Source organism: Aphanothece microscopica RSMan92 (genome assembly GCF_046613545.2).
GTDB lineage: Bacteria > Cyanobacteriota > Cyanobacteriia > PCC-6307 > Cyanobiaceae > NIES-981.
The window spans coordinates 51,052-70,909 of sequence record NZ_JBKKKY020000012.1 but is presented as its reverse complement, the minus strand read 5'-3'; the positions used below and the strand labels follow the sequence as shown (position 1 = coordinate 70,909).

The 19,858-nt window shown below is 67.7% G+C and carries 25 protein-coding genes; 13 read left to right on the top strand and 12 right to left on the bottom strand.

What is annotated here, in order from left to right; translation table 11 throughout:
* Positions 1-172: 172 nt before the first annotated feature.
* On the top strand, positions 173-1,753 hold the full coding sequence (locus ACLD7X_RS05485) for a YifB family Mg chelatase-like AAA ATPase (protein ID WP_411422495.1): 1,581 nt from the start codon (positions 173-175) through the stop codon (positions 1,751-1,753).
* Here the strand turns inward: ACLD7X_RS05485 and ACLD7X_RS05480 are convergent.
* The 5 genes from ACLD7X_RS05480 to def all read right to left on the bottom strand — a co-directional run bounded on the left by ACLD7X_RS05480 (position 1,735) and on the right by def (position 4,074).
* Positions 1,735-1,986 carry a hypothetical protein gene (locus ACLD7X_RS05480; protein WP_412006986.1) on the bottom strand — a complete coding sequence of 84 codons (252 nt, stop codon included), beginning with the start codon at positions 1,984-1,986 and terminating at the stop codon, positions 1,735-1,737. The genes ACLD7X_RS05485 and ACLD7X_RS05480 overlap by 19 nt on opposite strands.
* Before the next feature lie 202 nt (positions 1,987-2,188).
* Positions 2,189-2,359, bottom strand: a complete 171-nt coding sequence (gene rpsU, locus ACLD7X_RS05475) for a 30S ribosomal protein S21 (protein WP_006172073.1) — start codon at positions 2,357-2,359, stop codon at positions 2,189-2,191.
* A 76-nt stretch (positions 2,360-2,435) separates the two neighbouring features.
* Positions 2,436-3,173, bottom strand: coding sequence for a DUF3747 domain-containing protein (locus ACLD7X_RS05470; RefSeq protein ID WP_412006985.1), 738 nt, complete (start codon positions 3,171-3,173; stop codon positions 2,436-2,438).
* 109 nt (positions 3,174-3,282) lie between these two features.
* Positions 3,283-3,483, bottom strand: coding sequence for a hypothetical protein (locus ACLD7X_RS05465; RefSeq protein ID WP_411422488.1), 201 nt, complete (start codon positions 3,481-3,483; stop codon positions 3,283-3,285).
* Between the two features lie 6 nt (positions 3,484-3,489).
* Positions 3,490-4,074: a peptide deformylase gene (gene def, locus ACLD7X_RS05460; protein WP_411422487.1), complete on the bottom strand. Its 585-nt coding sequence runs from the start codon at positions 4,072-4,074 to the stop codon at positions 3,490-3,492.
* A gap of 171 nt (positions 4,075-4,245) precedes the next feature.
* Here def and ACLD7X_RS05455 point away from each other — a divergent pair, with 171 nt between their 5' ends.
* From ACLD7X_RS05455 to ACLD7X_RS05440, 4 genes are all read left to right on the top strand, one after another.
* Positions 4,246-6,126, top strand: coding sequence for a S9 family peptidase (locus ACLD7X_RS05455; RefSeq protein WP_425625099.1), 1,881 nt, complete (start codon positions 4,246-4,248; stop codon positions 6,124-6,126).
* A gap of 66 nt (positions 6,127-6,192) precedes the next feature.
* Entirely contained in the window at positions 6,193-6,726 is a 534-nt protein-coding gene (locus tag ACLD7X_RS05450; RefSeq protein WP_411422485.1) for a hypothetical protein, read from the top strand.
* Positions 6,723-7,610, top strand: coding sequence for a hypothetical protein (locus tag ACLD7X_RS05445; protein WP_411422484.1), 888 nt, complete (start codon positions 6,723-6,725; stop codon positions 7,608-7,610). Before ACLD7X_RS05450 ends, ACLD7X_RS05445 begins: the two co-directional genes overlap by 4 nt.
* A gap of 89 nt (positions 7,611-7,699) precedes the next feature.
* Positions 7,700-9,070, top strand: a complete 1,371-nt coding sequence (locus ACLD7X_RS05440; RefSeq protein ID WP_411422483.1) for a sodium/glutamate symporter family protein — start codon at positions 7,700-7,702, stop codon at positions 9,068-9,070.
* Between the two features lie 25 nt (positions 9,071-9,095).
* On the opposite strand, the gene ACLD7X_RS05435 is transcribed toward ACLD7X_RS05440, so the two are convergent.
* Positions 9,096-9,776, bottom strand: coding sequence for a class II aldolase/adducin family protein (locus ACLD7X_RS05435; RefSeq protein WP_411422482.1), 681 nt, complete (start codon positions 9,774-9,776; stop codon positions 9,096-9,098).
* Positions 9,777-9,838: 62 nt separating this feature from the next.
* Between ACLD7X_RS05435 and ACLD7X_RS05430 the strand changes: the two genes are divergently transcribed.
* From ACLD7X_RS05430 to ACLD7X_RS05420, 3 genes are all read left to right on the top strand, one after another.
* A complete protein-coding gene (locus ACLD7X_RS05430) occupies positions 9,839-10,213 on the top strand; it encodes a hypothetical protein (RefSeq protein WP_411422481.1) in 375 nt (124 codons plus the stop codon).
* A 52-nt stretch (positions 10,214-10,265) separates the two neighbouring features.
* Entirely contained in the window at positions 10,266-11,237 is a 972-nt protein-coding gene (locus ACLD7X_RS05425; RefSeq protein WP_425625098.1) for an integron integrase, read from the top strand.
* A gap of 202 nt (positions 11,238-11,439) precedes the next feature.
* On the top strand, positions 11,440-12,255 hold the full coding sequence (locus tag ACLD7X_RS05420) for a class I SAM-dependent methyltransferase (RefSeq protein WP_411422479.1): 816 nt from the start codon (positions 11,440-11,442) through the stop codon (positions 12,253-12,255).
* Positions 12,256-12,372: 117 nt separating this feature from the next.
* Here ACLD7X_RS05420 and ACLD7X_RS05415 read toward each other — a convergent pair whose 3' ends face one another.
* Positions 12,373-12,585: a DUF3955 domain-containing protein gene (locus ACLD7X_RS05415; RefSeq protein WP_197210783.1), complete on the bottom strand. Its 213-nt coding sequence runs from the start codon at positions 12,583-12,585 to the stop codon at positions 12,373-12,375.
* Complete coding sequence (locus ACLD7X_RS05410) at positions 12,582-13,043, bottom strand: lysozyme inhibitor LprI family protein (protein ID WP_411422478.1); 462 nt, start codon at positions 13,041-13,043, stop codon at positions 12,582-12,584. The genes ACLD7X_RS05415 and ACLD7X_RS05410 overlap by 4 nt, the downstream gene beginning before the upstream one ends.
* A 116-nt stretch (positions 13,044-13,159) precedes the next feature.
* On the opposite strand from ACLD7X_RS05410, the gene ACLD7X_RS05405 reads away from it, so the two are divergent.
* Positions 13,160-13,372: a hypothetical protein gene (locus ACLD7X_RS05405; protein ID WP_412006984.1), complete on the top strand. Its 213-nt coding sequence runs from the start codon at positions 13,160-13,162 to the stop codon at positions 13,370-13,372.
* Between the two features lie 8 nt (positions 13,373-13,380).
* Here the strand turns inward: ACLD7X_RS05405 and ACLD7X_RS05400 are convergent, their stop codons facing one another.
* Positions 13,381-13,671, bottom strand: a complete 291-nt coding sequence (locus ACLD7X_RS05400) for a hypothetical protein (protein WP_411422476.1) — start codon at positions 13,669-13,671, stop codon at positions 13,381-13,383.
* A 66-nt stretch (positions 13,672-13,737) separates the two neighbouring features.
* Between ACLD7X_RS05400 and ACLD7X_RS05395 the strand changes: the two genes are divergently transcribed.
* Positions 13,738-14,337, top strand: coding sequence for an SH3 domain-containing protein (locus tag ACLD7X_RS05395; protein WP_412006983.1), 600 nt, complete (start codon positions 13,738-13,740; stop codon positions 14,335-14,337).
* A gap of 594 nt (positions 14,338-14,931) precedes the next feature.
* Positions 14,932-15,522, top strand: coding sequence for a hypothetical protein (locus ACLD7X_RS05390; protein ID WP_412006982.1), 591 nt, complete (start codon positions 14,932-14,934; stop codon positions 15,520-15,522).
* 290 nt (positions 15,523-15,812) lie between these two features.
* Here the strand turns inward: ACLD7X_RS05390 and ACLD7X_RS05385 are convergent, their stop codons facing one another.
* On the bottom strand, positions 15,813-16,661 hold the full coding sequence (locus ACLD7X_RS05385) for an NAD(P)H-binding protein (protein ID WP_411422473.1): 849 nt from the start codon (positions 16,659-16,661) through the stop codon (positions 15,813-15,815).
* 106 nt (positions 16,662-16,767) lie between these two features.
* On the opposite strand from ACLD7X_RS05385, the gene ACLD7X_RS05380 reads away from it, so the two are divergent.
* Positions 16,768-17,712: an AraC family transcriptional regulator gene (locus ACLD7X_RS05380; RefSeq protein WP_411422472.1), complete on the top strand. Its 945-nt coding sequence runs from the start codon at positions 16,768-16,770 to the stop codon at positions 17,710-17,712.
* Positions 17,713-17,885: 173 nt separating this feature from the next.
* Here ACLD7X_RS05380 and ACLD7X_RS05375 read toward each other — a convergent pair whose 3' ends face one another.
* Positions 17,886-18,131, bottom strand: a complete 246-nt coding sequence (locus tag ACLD7X_RS05375) for a hypothetical protein (protein ID WP_412006981.1) — start codon at positions 18,129-18,131, stop codon at positions 17,886-17,888.
* Between the two features lie 24 nt (positions 18,132-18,155).
* On the opposite strand from ACLD7X_RS05375, the gene ACLD7X_RS05370 reads away from it, so the two are divergent.
* Complete coding sequence (locus ACLD7X_RS05370) at positions 18,156-18,722, top strand: hypothetical protein (protein WP_412006980.1); 567 nt, start codon at positions 18,156-18,158, stop codon at positions 18,720-18,722.
* Here the strand turns inward: ACLD7X_RS05370 and mtnA are convergent.
* Positions 18,713-19,834, bottom strand: coding sequence for an S-methyl-5-thioribose-1-phosphate isomerase (gene mtnA, locus ACLD7X_RS05365; protein ID WP_411422470.1), 1,122 nt, complete (start codon positions 19,832-19,834; stop codon positions 18,713-18,715). The genes ACLD7X_RS05370 and mtnA overlap by 10 nt on opposite strands.
* Positions 19,835-19,858 lie beyond the last annotated feature (24 nt).

Below are 19,858 nucleotides of genomic sequence, written 5' to 3'. Positions count from 1 at the left end.
CGGAAAGCCAGGCAGCGGTCGTCGGCATGGACCTGGTCGCAGGGAATCTCGCCGCGCAGGATGCGGCCGAAGATCGTGTCGGAGCTGGCCATCGCTGCGGAGACAGGGGTGGACGGAGGGAACTGGCGGTGAGACGGGGGTGGCACTGGAATCCCGGCGACCCCGGATGGCGATGTTGGCACGGTGCAGCAGTGCGGCGCTGCGGGGGCTGGAGGCCCGCGAGGTCACCGTGGAGGTGGACATCGGCCCTGGGCTGCCGGCCCTGCAGATGGTGGGCCTGGCCGATGCGGCCGTGCAGGAATCGCGCGAGCGGGTGCGCTCGGCCCTTCGCCACAGCGGCTTTCGCGTTCCCCTCAGCCGGGTCGTGGTCAACCTGGCCCCGGCGGATCTGCGCAAGGAGGGGCCGGGACTTGACCTGCCCATCGCCCTGGGACTGCTTCTGGCCAGTGGCCAGCTGGCTCCGAGTGCCCTCGAGGGTGCCTGGAGCGCCGGTGAACTGGGACTCGACGGCCGACTGCGGCCGATCCGGGGCCTGCTGTGCATCGCCATGGAGGCCCGCCGGCGCGGCGCCCGGGCCCTGCTGGTGCCCGCGGCCAATGCCGGGGAGGCGGCCCTGGTCTCGGGGCTGCGGGTGTGGGGGGCGACCGACCTCCGCTCAGCGGTCGCCCAGCTGCAGGGGGCCGAGCCGCCGCTCACGCCGCCCGCGCGCCAGCCTGCCCGTCCGCCACGGCTCTCCTCGACGGACCTGGCCGATGTCCAGGGACAGCCCCACGGCCGCAGGGCCCTGGAGATCGCCGCCGCCGGAGAGCACCATCTGCTGCTGGTGGGACCTCCCGGAAGCGGCAAGACAATGCTGGCCCGGCGGCTGGCCGGTCTCCTCCCGCCCCTGATGCCGCACCAGGCCCTGGAGCTGACCCGCGTTCACTCCGTGGCCGGGCTGCTGGGCGAGGGGGAAGGGCTGCTGCAGGAACGCCCCTTCCGCAGCCCCCACCACAGCTGCTCCGGTGCCGCCCTGATCGGGGGCGGAGCGATCCCCCGCCCCGGGGAGCTGGCCCTGGCCCATCACGGTGTGCTCTTCCTCGATGAGCTGGCGGAATTCCGCCGGGAGGTGCTCGATCTGCTGCGCCAACCACTGGAACAGGGGGAGATCTGGATCCACCGCGCCCGCCAGCGCACCCGCTTCCCCGCCGCGATCTGCCTCGTGGCCGCCACCAATCCCTGCAGCTGTGGCTGGTTCGGCGATCCGGATCGGGAGTGCAGCTGCGGGGAGGCGGCCCGACGGCGCTACTGGAACCGCCTGTCAGGCCCCCTGCTGGACCGCATTGACCTCCAGGTGGTGATGCGGCGGCCGGAGGCCTCCACCCTCAGCGCCGGCTACCGCGGCATCCCCACGCGGCAACCGGAGACCACCGCCATCGTGGCCGAGCGGGTAAGGCAGGCCCACCGGCGCATGATCCGCCGCAATCCTGCAGGCCTGAGCAACGGGCAGCTTCCGGCCCGCGAGCTGCAGCGGGTGCTCCAGCTGGAGGCGGCCGCCGTGGACCTGTGGGAAGGGGCACTTCGGCAACGGCAGCTGACCGCTCGCGGCGGGGAACGCCTCTTGCGCGTGGCCCAGACCATCTGTGATCTCGAGGCCCGGGATCGGATCGCCCCGGCCGATGTGGCCGAGGCCCTCACCTACCGGAGCTTTGACCGCCTCGAGGACGGTCCAGCCGCCCAGGGCACCGGCGCCGCTCAGCGGGCGGAGCGGTAGGGACGATCCCGGTAGGGCTGGACGCCGAGCAGCGGAGGCTGGAAGCGTCGCTCTTCCTGAGGATTGCCCAGGGCATGGATGAGGCTGTCGCCGAACCACACGGCAAAGCGGGTGAACCGCGTCACCAGATCCTCGATCGCTGGAAGGGGCCCATGGCCGGATGGCCGAAGTGCGGCAGCGGCATCGCCGCCGCCACGAGCCAGAAAACCCAATCTGCCGAGACGTTCAGCCATGGCGCTCTCCTGGGAGGGATGCCACCAGCCTGATCGATCGGAGAGCGTTGGGGAACCGGTAGAAAGACCGATTCCGTGATCGTGCTGGGGGGCAGGCCGGGGGCAGAAAGCAGGGGTTCGCTGGCCAGGGGTTCTCTGACCAGGGGCTCCGCGTTCATGCCCCCAGGACGTGGTGGACCCGCAGGAGTGGGCTGGGCTGGAATCAGCGGCGACGGCGGCGCTGCTGAGCCTTGCGCTTGTACTTCTCGGTCGGGGTCTCGTGGTGACGCAGACGCTTGAGGTCAGCAAAGATGCCCGCCTTGGACACCTGGCGCTTGAAGCGGCGCAGGGCCGATTCGATACCTTCGTTTTCGCCGACGGTGACCTGGGTCATGTAGCGGGAATGGACTCACGGAGTTGGTCACCATAGCAACCCCCCCTCAACCCCTTCGGCGCCGGGAGCCATGGTTTCAGCCCCCACTGGCCCCCGGCTGGACCTCCGCTTCGGCCGCCGGCACGGCAGGATCGACCGGCCCCGCCAGTTGATCGGGCCAGCTGTCCCTGTAGATGTAGACATGGCCGAGCCGCCGACCGCCGTAGGCCCGGCGCTTGAGCTGCCAGCCCGGTTCGAACACCAGCTGCAGGAAGCCCGTGCCTGGCCCCTGGGTGCGGGCCACCACCATCTCGGGGCCGGCGCCGGCCTTGGTCGGCACCGCCAGCAACAGGTTGTCGCTGTTGCTCCGGATCACACTCAGCCGGTACATCGCACCCAGGTCCATCCCGCCGACGCGCAGCGAGTAGCCGTTGGCATCGATGAACCGCCCACAGATGCCCGTGAAGTCGAAGGTGGACAGCAGGGGCTCCACCAGGCCGGGCTGGGCGCCGTTGACCGCATAGCAGGGGCGGGTGGCCTTGATCTGTTCGTAGATGTTCAGCTGGGCCCGCTGGCCATCGCCGATCGGAGCCGCCACCAGGACGAAGTTCTGCTCCTCCAGATCGTTCGCCTCGAAGAGGGCGCTGGCGCCGGCGGGCTGGAGCGCTGGGCCGAGGCACAGCAGGCCCAGGAGGGCACCGAAGAGCCTGCGGCTGGCCAGGGAGCGGCAGCGCCAGGCTGAGCGGACAGGGCGCACGAGGGCGTGCACGGGTTGGGCGTGCGGTGCTGAGGACTCCATCGCGGCACGGTCCGGAACGAAGGCAATGGTATGCATGGCCCCTCGCCCGGGCCAGGGGCCAGGGCCAGCCCCAGCGCTGTTCCGGCATCCCCGGCAGGACCGCGCTGGGCCGACGTCCGCAGGGGGCAGGCGCCGCTGGAGGCGCTCAGGGCGCGGGCCTGTTGATGCGGATCGCCACGAGCAGGGCCGCCAGGGTGGCCGGCCCGCTCAGCGCGAGAATCCATCCCGTCGTCGTGACGCCCAGGTCAGGGTCGCCGTAGGCCAGCTCGAACACCGAGCCGGTGGCCGCGATCCCGAGCACGCAGGCCAGGGCCAGGAAGACCCCGGCCAGAGGCTTCATCGGCATGGGAAATCAGCGAATGGAATGGACGTCGGTGCGATCGAAGCCCTGCTGCTTCAACCCTTCGTTCAGGCTCAGCTCATCGGTGACCCGGTCGACGAACAGCACGCCGTTGAGGTGATCCATCTCGTGCTGGATGCAACGGGCCAGCAGACCGTCGGCCTTGAGTTTCTGGGGGCGGCCCTGCTCGTCGCGGTAGGCCACCTCGACACTCCCGGGGCGCACCACATCGAGGTAGACGCCTGGAATGCTCAGGCAGCCCTCCTCATAGGTGTCGATGGAGGCGCCGAAGGAGCGGATCTCGGGATTGATCAGCACCATCGGCGGCGTGGCCGGATTCTCAGGATCCAGGTCGATGACCAGCAGCTGCCTGTGCACCCCCACCTGGGGAGCGGCCAGGCCGATGCCCTTGGCCGTGTACATGCTGCGCAACATGTCACGGGCCAGGTCCCGCACCGACTCATCCACCTTGGTGATGCGCCTGGCCGGGGTGCGCAGCACCGCATCGCCCAGGGTGTGAATCGTCAGGGGCGGCTGATCCAGCGGCTCCTTCGGAACCTGGACGCTGCGGCTGCTGAGCTCCGCAGAACGTGCCATCTGGGCAAAGCTGCGGGCCAAGGACACTGCTCAATACGGTGAAGCCAGTTTAGGGCGGACCGCCGAGGAATCAGCTTGACCCCCGCAGGCCCACGCTCCGAGTCGCCGTCCGACCCACTCTCCGGCCCACTGCCCAAGGCACTGCCCGGCCCGCTGCCAGCCTCCGCCGTGGTGGGACAGACGCCCTCCGTCAAGGAGCCACGGCTGTGGCGGGGGCGGCTGCTGTGGCTCGAACAGCGTCCCCAGGAGGGCGGGCGCACCACCCTGCTGCTGCGGCCGCAGCCGGGCGCCGAGACGATCGAACTCACCCCCGGTGACTGGAACCTGCGCAGCCGGGTGCACACCTACGGCGGCGGGACCTACGCCATCGGCGGCAACGGTGATCTGGTGGTGATCCATGACGGCGACCGCGGCCTCTGGCACCTCCCCCTCGATCCCGCCACCGGCCTGCCCCAGGGCCCGCCGCGGCGCCTCACCCCGCCCGCGGCCACCCCGGGGGAACGGGCCTTCGCCGATGGCCTGATCGACACCGAGCGGCGGCGCTGGATCGGTGTGATGGAAGCGGGCGGCACCGACCAGCTGGTGGCGGTCCCCCTGGCGGGTGGCCTGCCGCAGCCCCTGCATCAACCCGCCGACTTCTGCGGCTACGCCAGCCTCAGCCCCGACGGCCGCCAGCTGGCATGGGTGGAATGGCAGCAACCCTTCATGCCGTGGGAACGGAGCCAGCTGTGGCTGGCCCGGCTGAGCCCCCGGGGCGAGCTGCTCCAGCCGCGGCCCGTGGCGGGCTCAGGCCCGGCCCATGGGCGAGCGGTGTCGGTGTTCCAGCCGCTCTGGCTCGGCCCCACTGACCTGGTGGTGGCGGAGGACAGCAGCGGCTGGTGGAACCTCAAGCGCCTCGACACCGACCGGCCTGGGGAGCCCCAGTGGCGGGAGCTGGTGCCGATGGCCGCAGAATTCGCCACACCCCAGTGGGTCTATGGGCTGGGCACCACCGCCTGGGACGGTCGGCAGCTGTGGGCCGCTGCCTGCCGCGACGGGCGCTGGGAGCTGGGCCGGGTCGTGCTGGAGGGACCGGCGGCCGGGACCGCCGCAGCCTGGGACCCCCTGCCCCAGCCCTTCGACGACCTGAGCGGCCTCCATGCGGAAGCCGGACGCCTGGTGGCCGTGGCGAGCAACCCCACGACCCCGTCGGGACTGCTGGACCTGGACCTGGACAGCCGGCACTGGCAGCACACACCCGTGGCCCCCTGCCCCCTGCCCCCCGAGGGGATCAGCCCCCCCGAGGCCCTCTGGTTCAGCGGCCATGGCGGCGCCCCCACCCAGGCCTGGTTCCATCCGCCTGTCGGCGGTGCCACCCCCGCCTCGCCGCTGCTGGTGAAGGGGCACAGCGGGCCCACCGGCATGGCCCGCCGCGGCCTCAGCCTCGCCATCCAGTTCTGGACCACCCGCGGCTGGGGCGTGGTGGATGTGAATTACGGGGGGTCCACCGGCTTCGGCCGGGCCTACCGCGCACGCCTCGATGGCCAGTGGGGCATGGTGGATGTGGCCGACTGCGCCGCGGCCGCCACGGCCCTGGTCGCCGCCGGCAAGGCCAGCCCCGCCCGCATCGCCATCGAAGGCGGCAGTGCCGGCGGCTTCACGGCCCTGGCGGGCCTGTGCTTCACCGGAGTCTTCCGTGCCGGGGCGATCCGCTACGGCGTCGCCGACCCCAGTGCCCTGGCCCTCGAAAGCCACCGCTTCGAAGCCCGGTACCTCGATGGCCTGATCGGCCCATGGCCCGAAGCCCGCGCGCTCTACGAGGCCCGCTCCCCCCTGTTGCATGCGGATCGGATCCGCTGTCCGGTGGTCTTCTTCCAGGGCCTGGACGACCCGGTGGTGCCCCCCGAGCAGACCGACCGGATGGCGGCGGCCCTGGCAGCCCATGGGGTTCCGGTGGAGGTGCACCGCTTCGCCGGCGAGGGCCATGGCTTCCGCAGCGGCAGCGTGCAGCTCCAGGTGCTGGAAGCCACCGAGGCTTTCTTCCGGCACCACTTCGGATTGGGGCCGTCCTAGGGCTGGCGGCGCCGTCGGGCGGGTCTGGCTAGCACGAGCGAAGACCCAAGCTCGGAGGACATCGCCATGAACCGCATGCTGCGCTGGGGGCTGGCCCTGGTGGTGGGTGCAGGCCTGCTGATCGGAGCCCTTTTGCTCCTGCCCGTCTCCACCTGGCTTCCTGGTGGCACGGTCGGTGATGTTCCCACCGCCCAGGTGGTGAACGGCAGTGCCTTCAACCGGCTCTTCCCCACCCCCGGCCCCGGGGAGCAGCTGGTGTTCACCCAGGAGAAACGGGGCTTCAGCCAGGCCCGACTCAGCCACGGCGGCCAAGCCCTCGCCCTGCTGGCGATCTCCGACACCGCCACAGCGCCCGAAGCCCGTGACAAGTTCCTGGACAGCCGCGACCGGCTCAGGGGCTGGCCGCTGGTGGAGCAGGGCAGCCAGGCCAGCGCGGTGCTGGTGGCCGAGCGGTTCCAGGTGAAGGTGATCGGCCAGAACGAGGGACTGGACACCACCCAGCGCCATGAACTGCTCGAGGCCTTCGATCTGCCGGGCCTGGCCAGCCTGCCCCAGCCCCGCCAGTCCCCGGCCCTCGCTCCCTCGCGCCAGCCCGCATGAGCCGCACCGTTCTCGAGCGCCTCGAGCGCCTGCCGAAACGCAATCTCACCGTGCTGGCCCTCAAGGGCATCGGCACCCTGGTGCCGGGAGGGTGGCAGAACATCACCCGGGCCGATGCCCTGATCGCCGAGGTGCTCGGCACGGAGGATCCCCAGCTGATCGCCCAGGTGCGCGCCCGGGCCGACACCCTCAGCCGGGCACGCCATGAGGGCTACGCCCGGGCCCTGAGCCTCTACGACGCCGTCAACCGGTCCCAAAGGGCCAGTGGAGGCCTGCGCCTGGCCGCCAACGTCGGCGCAGCCCTGCCCCTGATCAAGGGGCTGGCCAACCTCACCCCCGCCACGGACACCCTGCAGGCCGCCGATCTGGCGCTGAAGGTCTCGGCGGAGCTGCTGGCCTTCACCCAGGTCAACGGCCTGCCGGGCGACAGTTTCGGCGACTTCACGGCGTCCCTGGCCGACTACGCCGGCCAGGCCAGGGTCCGGATGGTGGCCATGCTGTGCTTCGACGCGCTGCTGCCGCTCGGCGACCAGGCGCTGGAGCGGCTCGACAACCTGCTCGGGCAGGTCGGGCACGGGGAACTGCGCCAGTTGCCCGGCTACAGGGCGATGGCGCCCCTGATCCCCGGCCGCAGCGAGGAGGCCCACCTCGGCTTCGTGCGACGCGGGGTGGAGGCCTGGCTGGGCTGGGCCTCGGGCCTGGTGGGGACCCTGGGGCTCAGTGGCCAGAAGGCGGTCCAGGCCCTGGAGAGCACCCTCGGGCCCTGGCAGGGTCGTTTCGAGCAGCTGGCGACCTTTCTGGACGCCTTCACCGACACCTACCAGCACACCGGCACCCAGGCCGTGGCCCGCCGGTTGGTGGAACGGGCGGCCGCGGAGATCTGAGCCCCACCCGCCAGCCGGGGGGCCAACACCGCAGCCCGCGCCGGCGCCATGACTAGGATTCGGGTCCCGTTTTTCTTGAAGGGCGCGCCATGAGCCTTCTGGCGCAGGAGGCCCCCGGCTGGCTGATCGACGCGGGCTGGGTGGCCGCCGCCCTGGCCCTGCTCACCCTGCTTCTGCTGGTCGCCCGCGCCGTGTCCCACCGGCTGTCGCTGGTGGTGTGGGGCATTCCGGAGGCGCTGCTGGCGGGGGTGCTGGGGCTGCTGATTGCCCCCGGCGGGCCCCTGCCCTTGGTGCCCGAGCCCGTGATGCGGGTGTGGGCGGAGCTGCCCCAGGTGCTGCTCACCCTGGTGTTCGCCTGCCTGATGCTCGGCAAGCCGCTGCCGAAGCTGGCGGGGCTGTGGCGGCCGGTGAGCGGCCAGATCTCCCTGGCCCTGGTGCTGGCCTTCGGGCAGTACGTGGTGGGCGGCCTGGCGGTGCTGCTGGTGCTGGGCCCGCGGCTGGGGGTGAGCCCGATGATGGCCTGCCTGATCGAGGTGGCCTTCGAGGGCGGCCACGGCTCGGCGGCCGCGATGGGCCCGAGCTACGCGGCGCTGGGGTTCCCCGGCGGACAGGCCCTGGGGCTCACCCTGGCCTCGGCCGGCCTGGTGGCCTCCACCCTTGTGGGGGGCCTGGTGGTGCTGCTGGGGCGGCAGCTGGGCTGGCTGTCGGTGCACCCGGAAGACCTGCGGCAGCCGCCGCGCACGGGCAGCCTCGAGCAGCCCAGCCACCCGGGAGCCGCCGCCTGGCTGGTGAATCTGGCCCTGGCGGGTTGCGCCGTGCTGGTGGGTCTGGCCCTGCTGGGAGGGCTGCGGCTGATCGGCGGCTGGGTGGGCGGGGGCGTGGACACCGTGGTGGAAGACCTGCCGGTGTTCCCCTTCGCGATTCTCGGATCACTGATCACGCGGCTGCTGCTCGAGAGCAGCGGCCAGGCCCACCGGGCCCTCGCCCCGATCCAGACGCGGGTGAGCACCACCTCCGCCAATCTGCTGATCACGGCCGCCACGGCGGGCCTGGATCTGGGACTGCTTCGGGCCGACTGGCTGCCGCTGTCGGTGCTGATCGCCGCGGGGCTGGCCTGGAACCTGGCGGTGGTGCTGCTGCTGGCGCCGCGCATCCTGCCGCGCGACTGGTTCGAGCGGGCCGTGATCGAGTTCGGCCAGGCCACAGGGGTGTCGGCGAGCGGCCTGGTGCTGCTCCACATGGCCGATCCCTTCGACCAGAGCACGGCCCTGCCGGCCTTCTCGATCAAGCAACTGATGCTGCAGCCGTTCCTGGCCGGTGGGGTGATCACCGTGGTGGCGCCGCTGGCGGTGGCCGGCTGGGGGTTGCCGGTGTGGACCGGGGTGTGCCTGGGCCTGGTGCTGATCTTCGCCACCACGGGCCTGGTTCTGGCCGGCACGGCGCCAAAGGCGGTGGCCTGAGGGGGGGTTGGGTTTCGAGGGGGGCTCAGCGGCCGTAGTGCAGCGCGGCCATGCGCTCAGCCACCCGCCCCATCTCCTCCAGCGAGAGCTGGGGCGGCTCCCCCAGCTGCAGCGCCTGCAGGTACATGTGGGCCAGGGTTTCCACCTCGATCGCCAGCCGCAGGGCCTGGGCCAGGCTGCCCCCCAGGCACACCTGGCCGTGGTGGGCCAGCAGGCAGGCGCGGCGATCGCGCAGGGCCTCCAGGGCCAGATCCGAGAGCTCCTGGCTGCCGAAGGTGGCGTAGGGGGCGCAGCGGATATCGGCGCCGCCGGCGATCACCACCATGTAGTGGAAGGGGGGGATGGGGCGGCCATGGCAGGCGAGGGCCGTGGCCTGGATCGAGTGGCAGTGCAGCACCGCCTCCACATCCGGCCGGCAGCGGAGCAGGTCGGCATGGAGGCGCCACTCGGAGGAGGGGCGAAGGCTTCGGCCAGGAGCTCCGCCGCCGCTCTCCTCAGATGTCGTCAGCAGCTGGCCGTCGAAACCGATGGCCAGCAGGTCAGCCGGCCCCATGCCGTCGTAGGGAACGCCGCTGGGGGTGATCAGCAGCCCGCCGGGAATCCGGGCCGAGAGGTTGCCCGAGGTGCCCTGATTGATGCCGGCGCTTCCCATCGCCCGCGCCGTGGCCACCAGCTCCTGGCGCAACTCCTGCTCTGTGGCCGCCATGGTGATGCCCCCTGAACGGCTGAGGCTAGGCAGGGGGGTACGACGTCTTCCGCTCCCTCACCATGCACCTCCTTCCCAGGGCTGGAGCCATCGCGGCGCTGGCGCTGCTCGCCCCGGGCCCTCTGCCGGCCCAGACCACCCGCACCTACACGCCAGACGGCTTCGAGTTTCCGCTCAGCACCCCCCGCTTCACCTATCACTTCGCCACCGGCAGCCGCAGCGGAAGCCGCTTCGAGGGCACCTGGTTCGCCGAAACGGTGGAAGGAGTGCCCTCCGATCAGCGCATCGACAGTGCCGCTGTGGACACCAAGCCGGGGCAGGAATCGGTGCTCTTCACGCTGGCCCCGACCCGCACCCCCTGGCCCCCCGGCCTTTACCGGCTGGAGATCCGCGCCGACGGGCGCCTGGTGCATCAGGAGCGCTTCGTGCTGCGCTGAGACGGCTGAAAGCACGGGGCAAACCTGAACCAGTCCCAGGCCGGCGATGACCATGACGCTTGAAGCCAGACCTCCAGGGCTGATCCAGCGCTATCGGGAGGAACTGCAGACCCGCCACTACGCCCGTCGCACGGTGAAGACCTATGAGCTGTGGTTGAGGCGGTTTCTTCGCTTCCACAACCTGCGGCATCCCCGAGAGATGGGCAGTGTCGAGGTGAACAGCTTCCTCACCCACCTGGCGGTGGATCTTCAGGTGAGCCCCTCCACCCAGAACCAGGCCCTGGCCGCGCTGCTGTTTCTGTACCGCGAGCTTCTGGGTCGTGACCTTGAGCTGGATGGGGTGGTGCGGGCCAGGAACCGACGCCGCTTGCCGGTGGTGCTGAGCGAAGCCGAGGTGCGGGCTGTGCGCGAGCACCTAGATGGTGACCCAGCGCTGGTGGTGGGGCTGCTGTATGGCAGCGGCCTCCGCTTGATGGAAGCCCTGCGGCTGAGGGTGAAGGATCTCGACTTCGAGCGACGGGAACTGACCGTGCGGGATGGGAAAGGCGGCAAGGACCGGCTCACCCTGCTGCCCCAGAGCCTGGTGGCAAACCTGCAGCACCATCTACGGGGTGTGCGCCGATTGCATCAAATGGATCTGGCGGCTGGTTGGGGCCAAGTGCTGATGCCCTATGCCCTGGCAAGGAAGTACCCGAATGCCGATCGGGAGTGGGCCTGGCAGTGGGTGTTCCCCCAGGAGCATCGCTGGCACGATCGGGCCTCAGGCACCGAGGGGCGGCACCATCTGGATCCAAGCCTCGTGCAGAAAGCCGTGAAGCGGGCCGTGGCTGCAGCTGGAGTATCCAAGGCAGCCAGCTGCCACACGTTCCGCCATTCGTTTGCCACCCATCTACTGGAGCGCGGCCAGGACATCAGAACGATCCAGGAATTGCTGGGGCACAAGGACGTAAGCACAACGATGATCTACACCCACGTGCTCAACCGCGGCCCGCTGGGTGTGCGCAGCCCCGCCGACATTCTGTAGCCGCTCGAACAAGTGGTTTGCGGACCCGTGAACCACGGCTAGATTTACGATCCAACTTGTGAAACCGATTGGCGCATGGGGATTCAGCGGGATCCGAACAGAGCTTCCTTCTATGGTTATCGGAAAGCGAGGGGTCCTGGAGCGTGGTTCACGGAACCTTCCAATGACTAGTTCGACGCACAAAGAGACTGAACCACCCCAAATGTATTACAAACTTCGGCTACTGCTTGCGATCCTAAAGAACTTCATTCGGCAGCCACGCGCGTTCGTACGTTTTGCCAGCTTGTTCCCAGCATTTATTCGAGGTTTGGCGATAGAAGAGAGATTGGCACTTCGCGCGCCCGACGAAGGAGACGCAACATCACCTTCTAATCCGCTTTGGGATTACTTCTCAAAGCACGAAAAGGGTCCCGGAATCTGGAAATGGACGCACTATTTCAATGCCTATGACCGACACTTCGCACGGTTCAGAGACCAAGAAGTCAACCTCTTGGAAATCGGCATCTACAGCGGCGGCAGTCTTGACATGTGGCTCGAGTATTTTGGCGACCGCTGTCGCATATATGGTGTGGACATCGAGGATGCCTGCAGATCATATGAAACGGATAGAATTCGCGTATTCATCGGCGATCAGGAAAGCCGCGAGTTTTGGGCACGATTCAGGACTGATACCCCTCAGATTCACATTCTAATCGACGACGGCGGGCACACACCGGAACAGCAAATGGTGACGCTGGAGGAAATGCTGCCTTGCATGCCGGTCGGCAGCGTATACGTTTGTGAAGACATCCACGGCATCTCGAACCGGTTTGCTGCTTTCGCCGCTGGCTTGGTTCAAAGCTTGAACGCATGTAATGGCATGGTCAGCGGAGTCCTGGGATTCACATCAACGCGAGCCCAACAGGAGATCAACTCCATTCACTTCTATCCATATTTGTGTGTAATCGAGAAACACGAAAATCCTCCGAGCACACTGACGGCACCAAAGCACGGGACTGAGTGGCAACCATTCCTTTGAGTGTGGTCGTCGAACAATTGCGTGAACCGGAGCGGCGAATCCAGCGAAATCTGAAATCGACGCGTAGCGTCGCCGCCCGGTTACGCTGGTCGTTCGGAAGTACCTTGGTACTCTGAATCACCGGCCTCTTGCTGGCTTCCTCCACAGCAAGCCAGCGATCCCAGCCCCAACGCCACCTAAGCCCAGAAAATAACCAATAGGGATCAGAGGAAAGGCCTCCCGCAGGATGCCATCTGCATCCACATGTACGCCGATCAGCCGATAGGCGACCCAGCAGGCCATTGAACCAGCGAGCAGCAACAGCGATAGGCGGATGAGCGTGCGTTTCATGGCCGCAGCTGCTCCAGCAGGGTCTGGGTGAGCGCCAGCTCACAGCGCGTCGTGAAGATGCCGTAGCCCGTCCCCTGAAAGCTCACCGACTTGGCGTAGGCGCACACCTTGCGGCGTTCGGCGCGGAAAGCACGCGCCTGCTCGCTTGGGTCGGCACTGGTCTTGTAGAAGCCGGTGAGGTTGTCGCGCCAGAGCGTCTGGAAGGTTTCGCTGGGCACTTGCCTGGCCTCGCTGGCCACTCGCACCAGGGCCTTCTCCAGCTCTCGATCCTTGGCTTGGAGCGCTTTCATCACGCAGCGGGTTTCGGCCACGGTGCTTTCTGATGGGGTGCAGACCTCCGCTGCTGGTGCCGGCAACGGCAGCAGAAGCGGCACCAGGGAAGCGGCCAGCAGCAGGTGGAGACAGGTGCGCATCGTGAGGCTGTTCTCGAGACGGATTTTCTCCAGACAGATTGTCATGATGGGTGCTGCTGTTCCTAGTCGCCGCGCCTCTTCCCCGTGACCAGCCTGTTCTCCCGGCTCCCCCCGCTGCTCACGGCCATCGCCGGCTGCCTTGTCAGCCACCCGGCTGCCGCATGCGCCTCTACGACGGTGTGCGCTTCGTGCTCATCAACGCCTCCGACGGCACCCGCATCACCGTCACGATCAACTGCGGGCAGGAGCTCTGGCGGGTGGCCCGCATTGAGCCCAGAACCGGCCGAGCGGACTTCCGCGACGATCGCTTCCAGAGTGCTGCCGGAGTCGGCCGCAGCCGCTGGTGCACCACCCCCGTGCGCACGATGGAGTGAGTCTGGGCTCACTCCTCCAGTAGCTGCACCTGGTACACGGCCACATTGCTGTGGGCTAGCGAGCGCACGATCTCAGGCACCATCTGAATCGGGGTGCAGAGCGTCAGCGAGCGGCGCCTGCCGGCGGCCATCTCCGCCAAATGCTGGGGATCGATGCTGGTGGAGCGCTGCTGCGCTGCAGCCTCAAACACCTCCACCGCTGGGCTCTTCCCGGAACCCAGCACAAACAGCACCCGCCGGGGCGTCTCGCTGTAGTCGCGGCTGAGGGCCTCCAGGGCAGGGATGTCCGAGTGTGTCATGGCCTACTGCTGGCGGGGGATTGCTACACCCACCTGGATAATCGATTGGCTTTCCTTTGCTCTCGCATGCTCCACCGCCGCTTCCTTGCCATCGCTGCTGTCAGCGCAGGTGCCATCGCCGGGGCCTCCCTGGTGCGTCCTGCCGCAGCCGCCCAGGCGCTGGACTGCTGGATGAACGACAGCAAGCAGACCTGTCAGGTGAAGCCCTGGGGCAACGGGGGATTTGAGATCAGCTTCAGCGGCAGTGCCATCTATCGCTTCGTGCCGGCCGGTCCACCCACCACTGACAACCGCCGCATGCGTGATGAACAGGGCCGCATCTGGCTGATGAGCGGCCACCACAGCTTCACGCTCAGCGAGCAAAACGGCGATGGGAACCGGATTGCCGTCTCCAACGTCAAGAGTCGGCCCGCAGCGGCCGTGGATCACCAGGCCCACAGCAAGGTGAAACTCAGCGGCCATGGTCAGCCCACGGTGACCCTGTACGCCAAGCCCAACTACGGCGCCGCGATCGCGGGGATGGGGGTGTCGGGGGAAACGCTCGACAAGTTGGCGTGCACCTCAAACAGCCAGGGCACCTGGTGCCGGGTGGGCTACCCAGGCCAGAGCGGCCGGGTGCTGTGGGTGAACCGGGACTCGCTGATCTTCCTGGGGGACGGGGAGTAGACCGTCGCGCCTGCGCCTGCGTTGCCCTGATTGGGTTCAACGACAGCGCGAAATCCGCCGCCGATTCAGGCCAGCTGGCGGAAATTCCTTAGCACCTCCACCCAGGAACCGACGTCCCCCGGATGAAAGGCCAGCTCCACTGCTCCGCAACTGGTCTCAAGGGCAGGAAGAGGCTCACATGCTGGTCAGCGAGGCTAAGCGGTTGCCTCTACTCCAAATCCCGGAAGGATGTATCGGAGGCGATGGAATGGCCAGATCTCAACCATGGAGTTCTGTCTGTCTTCTGGTAATGTCTTCTGGTGGCACTCTTGTTCCGGACAATCGCTTAGACCAAACGGAAGAAGAATATGCACAGCAATTCAACGCCACCATTAAGTCTCCAGTCAAGTCTGTCGGACTGCCCTTGTGTTTTGCACTCTGTTTATCCAGCAGAGATTATGTCTCAGCGACGAGAAGACTGTTCGCCAGATCAGAGAGAATGGGGGGACTCCGAACAAGCCCCTGGAGTAGTCAGGCCGCCGCAGCTCTCTGCTTCTCCAGTCACTCGTTGCCTGCCACTCAGGGGCACCGTTGGGCGCAGCATTACGAGGCATCATGAGGTCATCGCTAATCGCCGCAGTTCTCAGTTGCGCTGTCCTCGCAGGCTGCACGACGCGCCAGGCAGATGAACTGACCCTGCGCCGCGAGTTCAACATCCCGAGGGCTGCCACAGCAGTCACCTACGAGGCCACGCCCTCGGAACCAGGATGGTTTGGGCGCGAGGGCCTCAAGATCACGATGGTCTTCCAGCTCAGCGGTGCTGACTTCAACGTCTTGGCTCGCGCAGCTGCGGACTCCGGCAAGTGGCAGCGTCTGCCGATCCCTGATGGTGTCTTGAAACACCTTGCAGGTATCCGAACTTCAAGAGAAGCGAGGGCCAGGTCTACTCGGGAGTCAGGGCGGGCTCTCCCGCCGGAGGGCTCTATTTACAACCCGACAGAACAGCAGATCCTCGAACGCTTCAAGCAGTCCATGCCCTCGCAGCCTCGTACAGGGTTGTACCAGATCAGGACCGCAGGCAACGACATCATGCACGCTCCGAAGACCGTTCGTCCGACGCTGGATGCGGATGTAAACGACTTCATGCTCGTTATGCTTGATTCCGAGCATCACAAGGTAGTCATCCGAGCGAGCACTAATTATTAGGTAGTAAAGCCTGTGCCTTGCGCGCCCAACCCATCATTCCACCGGACCTGCGCGAAAAGCGGCGCAGGCCGGTGAATTCAAACGTTAGCCAGCCAGGCCACTCGCCCGTAGTGCTGCTTCATCACTCATTCACGATGATGAAACAACAATGAATCCTGAACACACGGCTAACCCATCAGGATGGAGGAATAGGAACGAAGGAGTAGTTCCATTGAGCAAGGCTCAGCGCGGCTTGGGTGTTGTGGGGGCCTGCACCGGTCGGCACAAGCCCTGACGGACGATCCGGAGGGTCATGAAGCCAGCGTCTCGAGCCGCCAGGCGCCTGTCTCGGCGGTGTCCTTGGCGTAATCGGCGAAGTCGCGAGCTGGGCGTCCCAGCGCCCGCCACACGCCATCAGCCGTGTGGGAACTGCGGCCATCGAGCACCTCGCTGAGCAGCGTGGCGAGGTGGGTGGCGTCCGCTGCCGGCATCCCGTGGGCTCCCAGCTCGGCGCCGAACTCCTCGGCGCTCAGCGGCACGTAGCGCACCTCCCGGCCAATGGCGGCGCCCAGCTCCTGCGCGGCTTCGGCGAGCGTGAGCAGGCGAGGGCCTGTCAGTTCGTAGATCTCGCCGATGTGACGGTCGTCGGTCAGTGCAGCCACGACGACGTCGGCGATGTCATCGGCGTCGACGAACGGTTCGGCGGTGTCACCGGCCGGCATCCCGAGAACACCGTGGCGCACGGAGTCGGCGAAGTTCTCATCGAAGTTCTGGTTGAAGAACGCGCAGCGGACGATCGTCCAATCGGCGCCCGAATTCTGCAGGTAGCGTTCGGCGCGCTGGGCCCCCGCCTCGCCGCGGCCGGAGAGCAGCACGAGGCGCCGAACACCGCGCGCAACGGCGAGTCGCGCGAACGCGTCCACGGTCTCGGCCGCGCCGGGCAGGGCCAGGTCTGGGAAGTAGGTGATGTACACAGCGGCGATGCCGTCGAGGCAGGGCGACCAGGTGCTGGGGTCCTGCCAGTCGAAGCGTGGTTGCGTCGAGCGGGACACGGGACGAACCCGCCGGCCCTGGGCGACGAGCCGATCCGTCACGCGGCGGCCGGTCTTGCCACTCGCTCCGATCACCAGGATCGTTGTGGTGTGGTTGGTGCTTGGCATCCGTTGGTTGAGAGGGTCGACTCAGATCCTCGGCAGGACCCTCCGTTCAGGCCATCGCTGAGCTGCTCAGATCCATACGCGAGCGTCCAGCCCTAGCCTCGGAACGATGGACTTGTTTGGTGGCTTGCTGGACGGTCCGCGGGCGCGTGGGGCCTTCGCGCTGCGTACCGTGATGCGTCCGCCGTGGTCGCTGCGGATCCTTGCCAAGTCCCCGATCACGGTGCTGGCGATCGTGCGCGGACACGCCTGGGTTGTGCCCGATGGAAGCGAGCCGGTGCGCCTCGGCGTGGGCGATGTTGCCGTGACCCGTGCGCCGCTGCACTACTGCGTGGCCGACCATCCGGACACCGCACCAGAGATCGTGATTCACCCCGGTCAACGCTGCACCAACCTGAACGGGGAGTCGCTCGAGCAGGAGTTGATGCACGGGGTTCGCACCTGGGGTAACGATCCGAACGGTTCGACCCTGATGTTGGTGGGCGCCTATGAGTCGACCAGCGACATCAGTGATCGGTTGCTGCGTGTGCTGCCCCCGGTGCTGACGCTCTCCAACGACACCTGGGGCTCGCCGCTCGTGAGCTTGCTGTGCGAGGAAATGGAGAAGGAGTGTGCGGGCCAGGCGGCCGTGCTCGACCGCCTGATCGATCTCCTCCTGATCGCGATCCTGCGCGCCTGGTTCACTCGTCCATCCGCCAGCGCGCCCACGTGGTACCGGGCCCACAGCGACCCGTTGGTGAGCCGCACCCTGCAGGTGCTGCATCAGCAACCGGCGTTTCCATGGACCCTGGCGACGCTCTGCCGCGAAGTGGGGGCCTCTCGATCGGCGCTCTCACGACGGTTCCGGGACGTCGTCGGAGAATCGCCGATGAAGTTCCTGACAAGCTGGCGACTTGCCCTCGCCGCCGACATGCTCTGCGACCCGGAGGCCACTGTGGGCACGGTTGCCTACGCCCTGGGCTACAGCACGCCGTTCGCGCTGAGCGCAGCCTTCAAGCGAGTTCGCGGCATCAGCCCGCAGGAACACCGGTTGCGGGCGATGCGGGCCTCTTGAGGCACAGCCGGGATACCCATTGGTCGGCGTACCCATCGCAGTGCTTGCCTTCCGCCTCCATGATCCAGAGGAGCAGGATGGCCTCCAGATCGGGGCCGAACGCCTGGCCCGCATCGGCTCACCCCATACGCCAGCACGAAGAACGGGCTCAGCATTCCATGATCAACAACGCCTCAGGCCTGATCCACGTCGCGGATAATCTCTTCCTGCTGGCCGATGACAACCGAGATCAGATCCGCCTGTTCCGCTTCAGCGATGATGCTTCGAAGCCGGAATTCAAGGAGCTCAATGTCTGCCTGAATCTTGGTGATGGCGGCCATGGCAACAGCGACTTCGAGAGCCTGGCCATGCTGCAGGATGCGCTCTACGTCATCGGCAACAGGCAACCGCGACTCCGGCATTTCAGGCTCAACGGCCATGCCCTCGCCGGGCCGCCCGCGGCCATGACACCCGATCTCCGCACAGACCTCGCCGGCGACGACATCAACATCGAAGCCCTCTCCGCCTGGCGCGGCAACCAGCTGCTGGTGGGGCTCAGAAAGCCAGCGGCAGAAGATGGCCATGCCCAGGCCCTCCTGCTGGATCCCGCAGTCCCTGAGGCCGCACCCACACCCCTGCTGTTCGATCTGGGCGGCCGCAGATTTCGCGACTGCGTGCGCATCGACGATCAGCATTTCCTCATCCTGGCCGGCCCGAAGCATGACGACGACAGCGACCGCAAGAACAAGACGAAGCGGCCGATGTTCTTCTGGAATGGCGACCTCACCAGCTCTGAACCGATTCAGCCAACGCGGTGCCGGCTGGACTACGGCAAGTTACGCGCCGAGGGCCTCTGCATTCGCCGCAAGGATCAGCATGGCCTTGAGATCTTCATCGGCTCCGACGAAAGCGCCGTTGACCGCCGCGATCCCTTCAAGCTGCGCTACGCGACGGTGAGCAGCATCGAGCAACTCCTCACAGACACCATCCCAACCCGCAAGGTGAGGGTGGAGCTCTACGGCTACGACTGATCAGCCCCCCCGTACAGCCCTCGCAGCCCCGCCTCACTCGCCGGCGCCACACCGCGCTCGGTGATCAGCGCCGTCACCAGCCGGGCCGGGGTCACATCAAAGGCCGGGTTGAAGCCGGCACTGCCGTCCGGGGTGAGCTGCACCGTGGCGATCTCCCCAGCTGCCGTGCCGCTGCAGATCCGGCCCTGGATGTGGGTGACCTCCTCCGCGCTGCGGGCCTCGATCGGGATGGCCGTCAGCCCATCGCTGAGGGTCCAGTCGATGGTGGAGGCCGGCAGGGCGACGTAGAAGGGCACGCCGTTGTCGTGGGCGGCCAGGGCCTTGAGGTAGGTGCCGATCTTGTTGCACACATCGCCCGTCCGGGTGGTGCGGTCGGTGCCGACGATCACGGCATCGACCAGACCGTGCTGCATCAGATGGCCCCCCGCGTTGTCGACGACCACGGTGTGGGGCACCCCCTCACGCCCCAGCTCGAAGGCGGTGAGGCTCGCCCCCTGGTTGCGAGGACGGGTCTCGTCCACCCACACGTGGATGTTCAGCCCAGCCCGGTGGGCCTTGTAGATCGGCGCGAGGGCCGTGCCCCAGTCGACGGTGGCCAGCCAGCCGGCGTTGCAGTGGGTGAGCACCTGGAAGGGGCTGTCCCGGCGCTCGGCCGGTCGGGCCGCCGCCAGCTGCCGGAAGATCTCCAGGCCATGGTTCCCGATGGCCTCGCACATCGCCACGTCCTCCTCGGCGATGGCCTCCGCTTCCTCCCGGGCAGCCTCGACCCGGCCCGCCTGCGGCAGGGCCGCCACCCGATCGCGCACCCGCTCGAGCGCCCAGCGCAGGTTCACGGCCGTGGGTCGGGTGCTGTTGAGCTGGTCGAAGGCCGCTTCCAGGGCGGCATCGCCAGGATCCTGCTGCAGGGCCAGCATGAGCCCATAGGCGCCGGTCACCCCGATCAGGGGGGCCCCGCGCACCACCATGCTGCGGATCGCCTCGGCGGCGTCCTCGCAGGTGCGCAGGCTGCGGGTCGTGAAGCGGTGGGGGAGCTGGGTCTGGTCGATCACCCCCACCGAGCAGCCCCCCGGTTCCAGCCAGATGGTGCGCCAGGCCGTGCCGTCGATGTTCATGGTGCGTGAAGCCGTCAGGCCGAG

Bases quoted from the DNA above. Each gene is read 5' to 3' on its own strand.
- ACLD7X_RS05415 (WP_197210783.1), bottom strand. From the start codon at position 12,585: ATGAAACGCACGCTCATCCGCCTATCGCTGTTGCTGCTCGCTGGTTCA.
- ACLD7X_RS05375 (WP_412006981.1), bottom strand. From the start codon at position 18,131: ATGGCCGTTGAGCCTGAAATGCCGGAGTCGCGGTTGCCTGTTGCCGAT.
- ACLD7X_RS05405 (WP_412006984.1), top strand. From the start codon at position 13,160: ATGCGCCTCTACGACGGTGTGCGCTTCGTGCTCATCAACGCCTCCGAC.
- ACLD7X_RS05440 (WP_411422483.1), top strand. From the start codon at position 7,700: ATGAGCCTTCTGGCGCAGGAGGCCCCCGGCTGGCTGATCGACGCGGGC.
- ACLD7X_RS05445 (WP_411422484.1), top strand. From the start codon at position 6,723: ATGAGCCGCACCGTTCTCGAGCGCCTCGAGCGCCTGCCGAAACGCAAT.
- ACLD7X_RS05385 (WP_411422473.1), bottom strand. From the start codon at position 16,661: ATGCCAAGCACCAACCACACCACAACGATCCTGGTGATCGGAGCGAGT.
- ACLD7X_RS05485 (WP_411422495.1), top strand. From the start codon at position 173: ATGTTGGCACGGTGCAGCAGTGCGGCGCTGCGGGGGCTGGAGGCCCGC.
- def (WP_411422487.1), bottom strand. From the start codon at position 4,074: ATGGCACGTTCTGCGGAGCTCAGCAGCCGCAGCGTCCAGGTTCCGAAG.
- ACLD7X_RS05435 (WP_411422482.1), bottom strand. From the start codon at position 9,776: ATGGCGGCCACAGAGCAGGAGTTGCGCCAGGAGCTGGTGGCCACGGCG.
- ACLD7X_RS05370 (WP_412006980.1), top strand. From the start codon at position 18,156: ATGACACCCGATCTCCGCACAGACCTCGCCGGCGACGACATCAACATC.
- ACLD7X_RS05470 (WP_412006985.1), bottom strand. From the start codon at position 3,173: ATGCATACCATTGCCTTCGTTCCGGACCGTGCCGCGATGGAGTCCTCA.
- ACLD7X_RS05410 (WP_411422478.1), bottom strand. From the start codon at position 13,043: ATGACAATCTGTCTGGAGAAAATCCGTCTCGAGAACAGCCTCACGATG.
- ACLD7X_RS05395 (WP_412006983.1), top strand. From the start codon at position 13,738: ATGCTCCACCGCCGCTTCCTTGCCATCGCTGCTGTCAGCGCAGGTGCC.
- rpsU (WP_006172073.1), bottom strand. From the start codon at position 2,359: ATGACCCAGGTCACCGTCGGCGAAAACGAAGGTATCGAATCGGCCCTG.
- ACLD7X_RS05425 (WP_425625098.1), top strand. From the start codon at position 10,266: ATGACGCTTGAAGCCAGACCTCCAGGGCTGATCCAGCGCTATCGGGAG.
- ACLD7X_RS05450 (WP_411422485.1), top strand. From the start codon at position 6,193: ATGAACCGCATGCTGCGCTGGGGGCTGGCCCTGGTGGTGGGTGCAGGC.
- ACLD7X_RS05420 (WP_411422479.1), top strand. From the start codon at position 11,440: ATGTATTACAAACTTCGGCTACTGCTTGCGATCCTAAAGAACTTCATT.
- ACLD7X_RS05400 (WP_411422476.1), bottom strand. From the start codon at position 13,671: ATGACACACTCGGACATCCCTGCCCTGGAGGCCCTCAGCCGCGACTAC.
- ACLD7X_RS05390 (WP_412006982.1), top strand. From the start codon at position 14,932: ATGAGGTCATCGCTAATCGCCGCAGTTCTCAGTTGCGCTGTCCTCGCA.
- ACLD7X_RS05480 (WP_412006986.1), bottom strand. From the start codon at position 1,986: ATGGCTGAACGTCTCGGCAGATTGGGTTTTCTGGCTCGTGGCGGCGGC.
- ACLD7X_RS05380 (WP_411422472.1), top strand. From the start codon at position 16,768: ATGGACTTGTTTGGTGGCTTGCTGGACGGTCCGCGGGCGCGTGGGGCC.
- mtnA (WP_411422470.1), bottom strand. From the start codon at position 19,834: ATGAACATCGACGGCACGGCCTGGCGCACCATCTGGCTGGAACCGGGG.
- ACLD7X_RS05430 (WP_411422481.1), top strand. From the start codon at position 9,839: ATGCACCTCCTTCCCAGGGCTGGAGCCATCGCGGCGCTGGCGCTGCTC.
- ACLD7X_RS05465 (WP_411422488.1), bottom strand. From the start codon at position 3,483: ATGCCGATGAAGCCTCTGGCCGGGGTCTTCCTGGCCCTGGCCTGCGTG.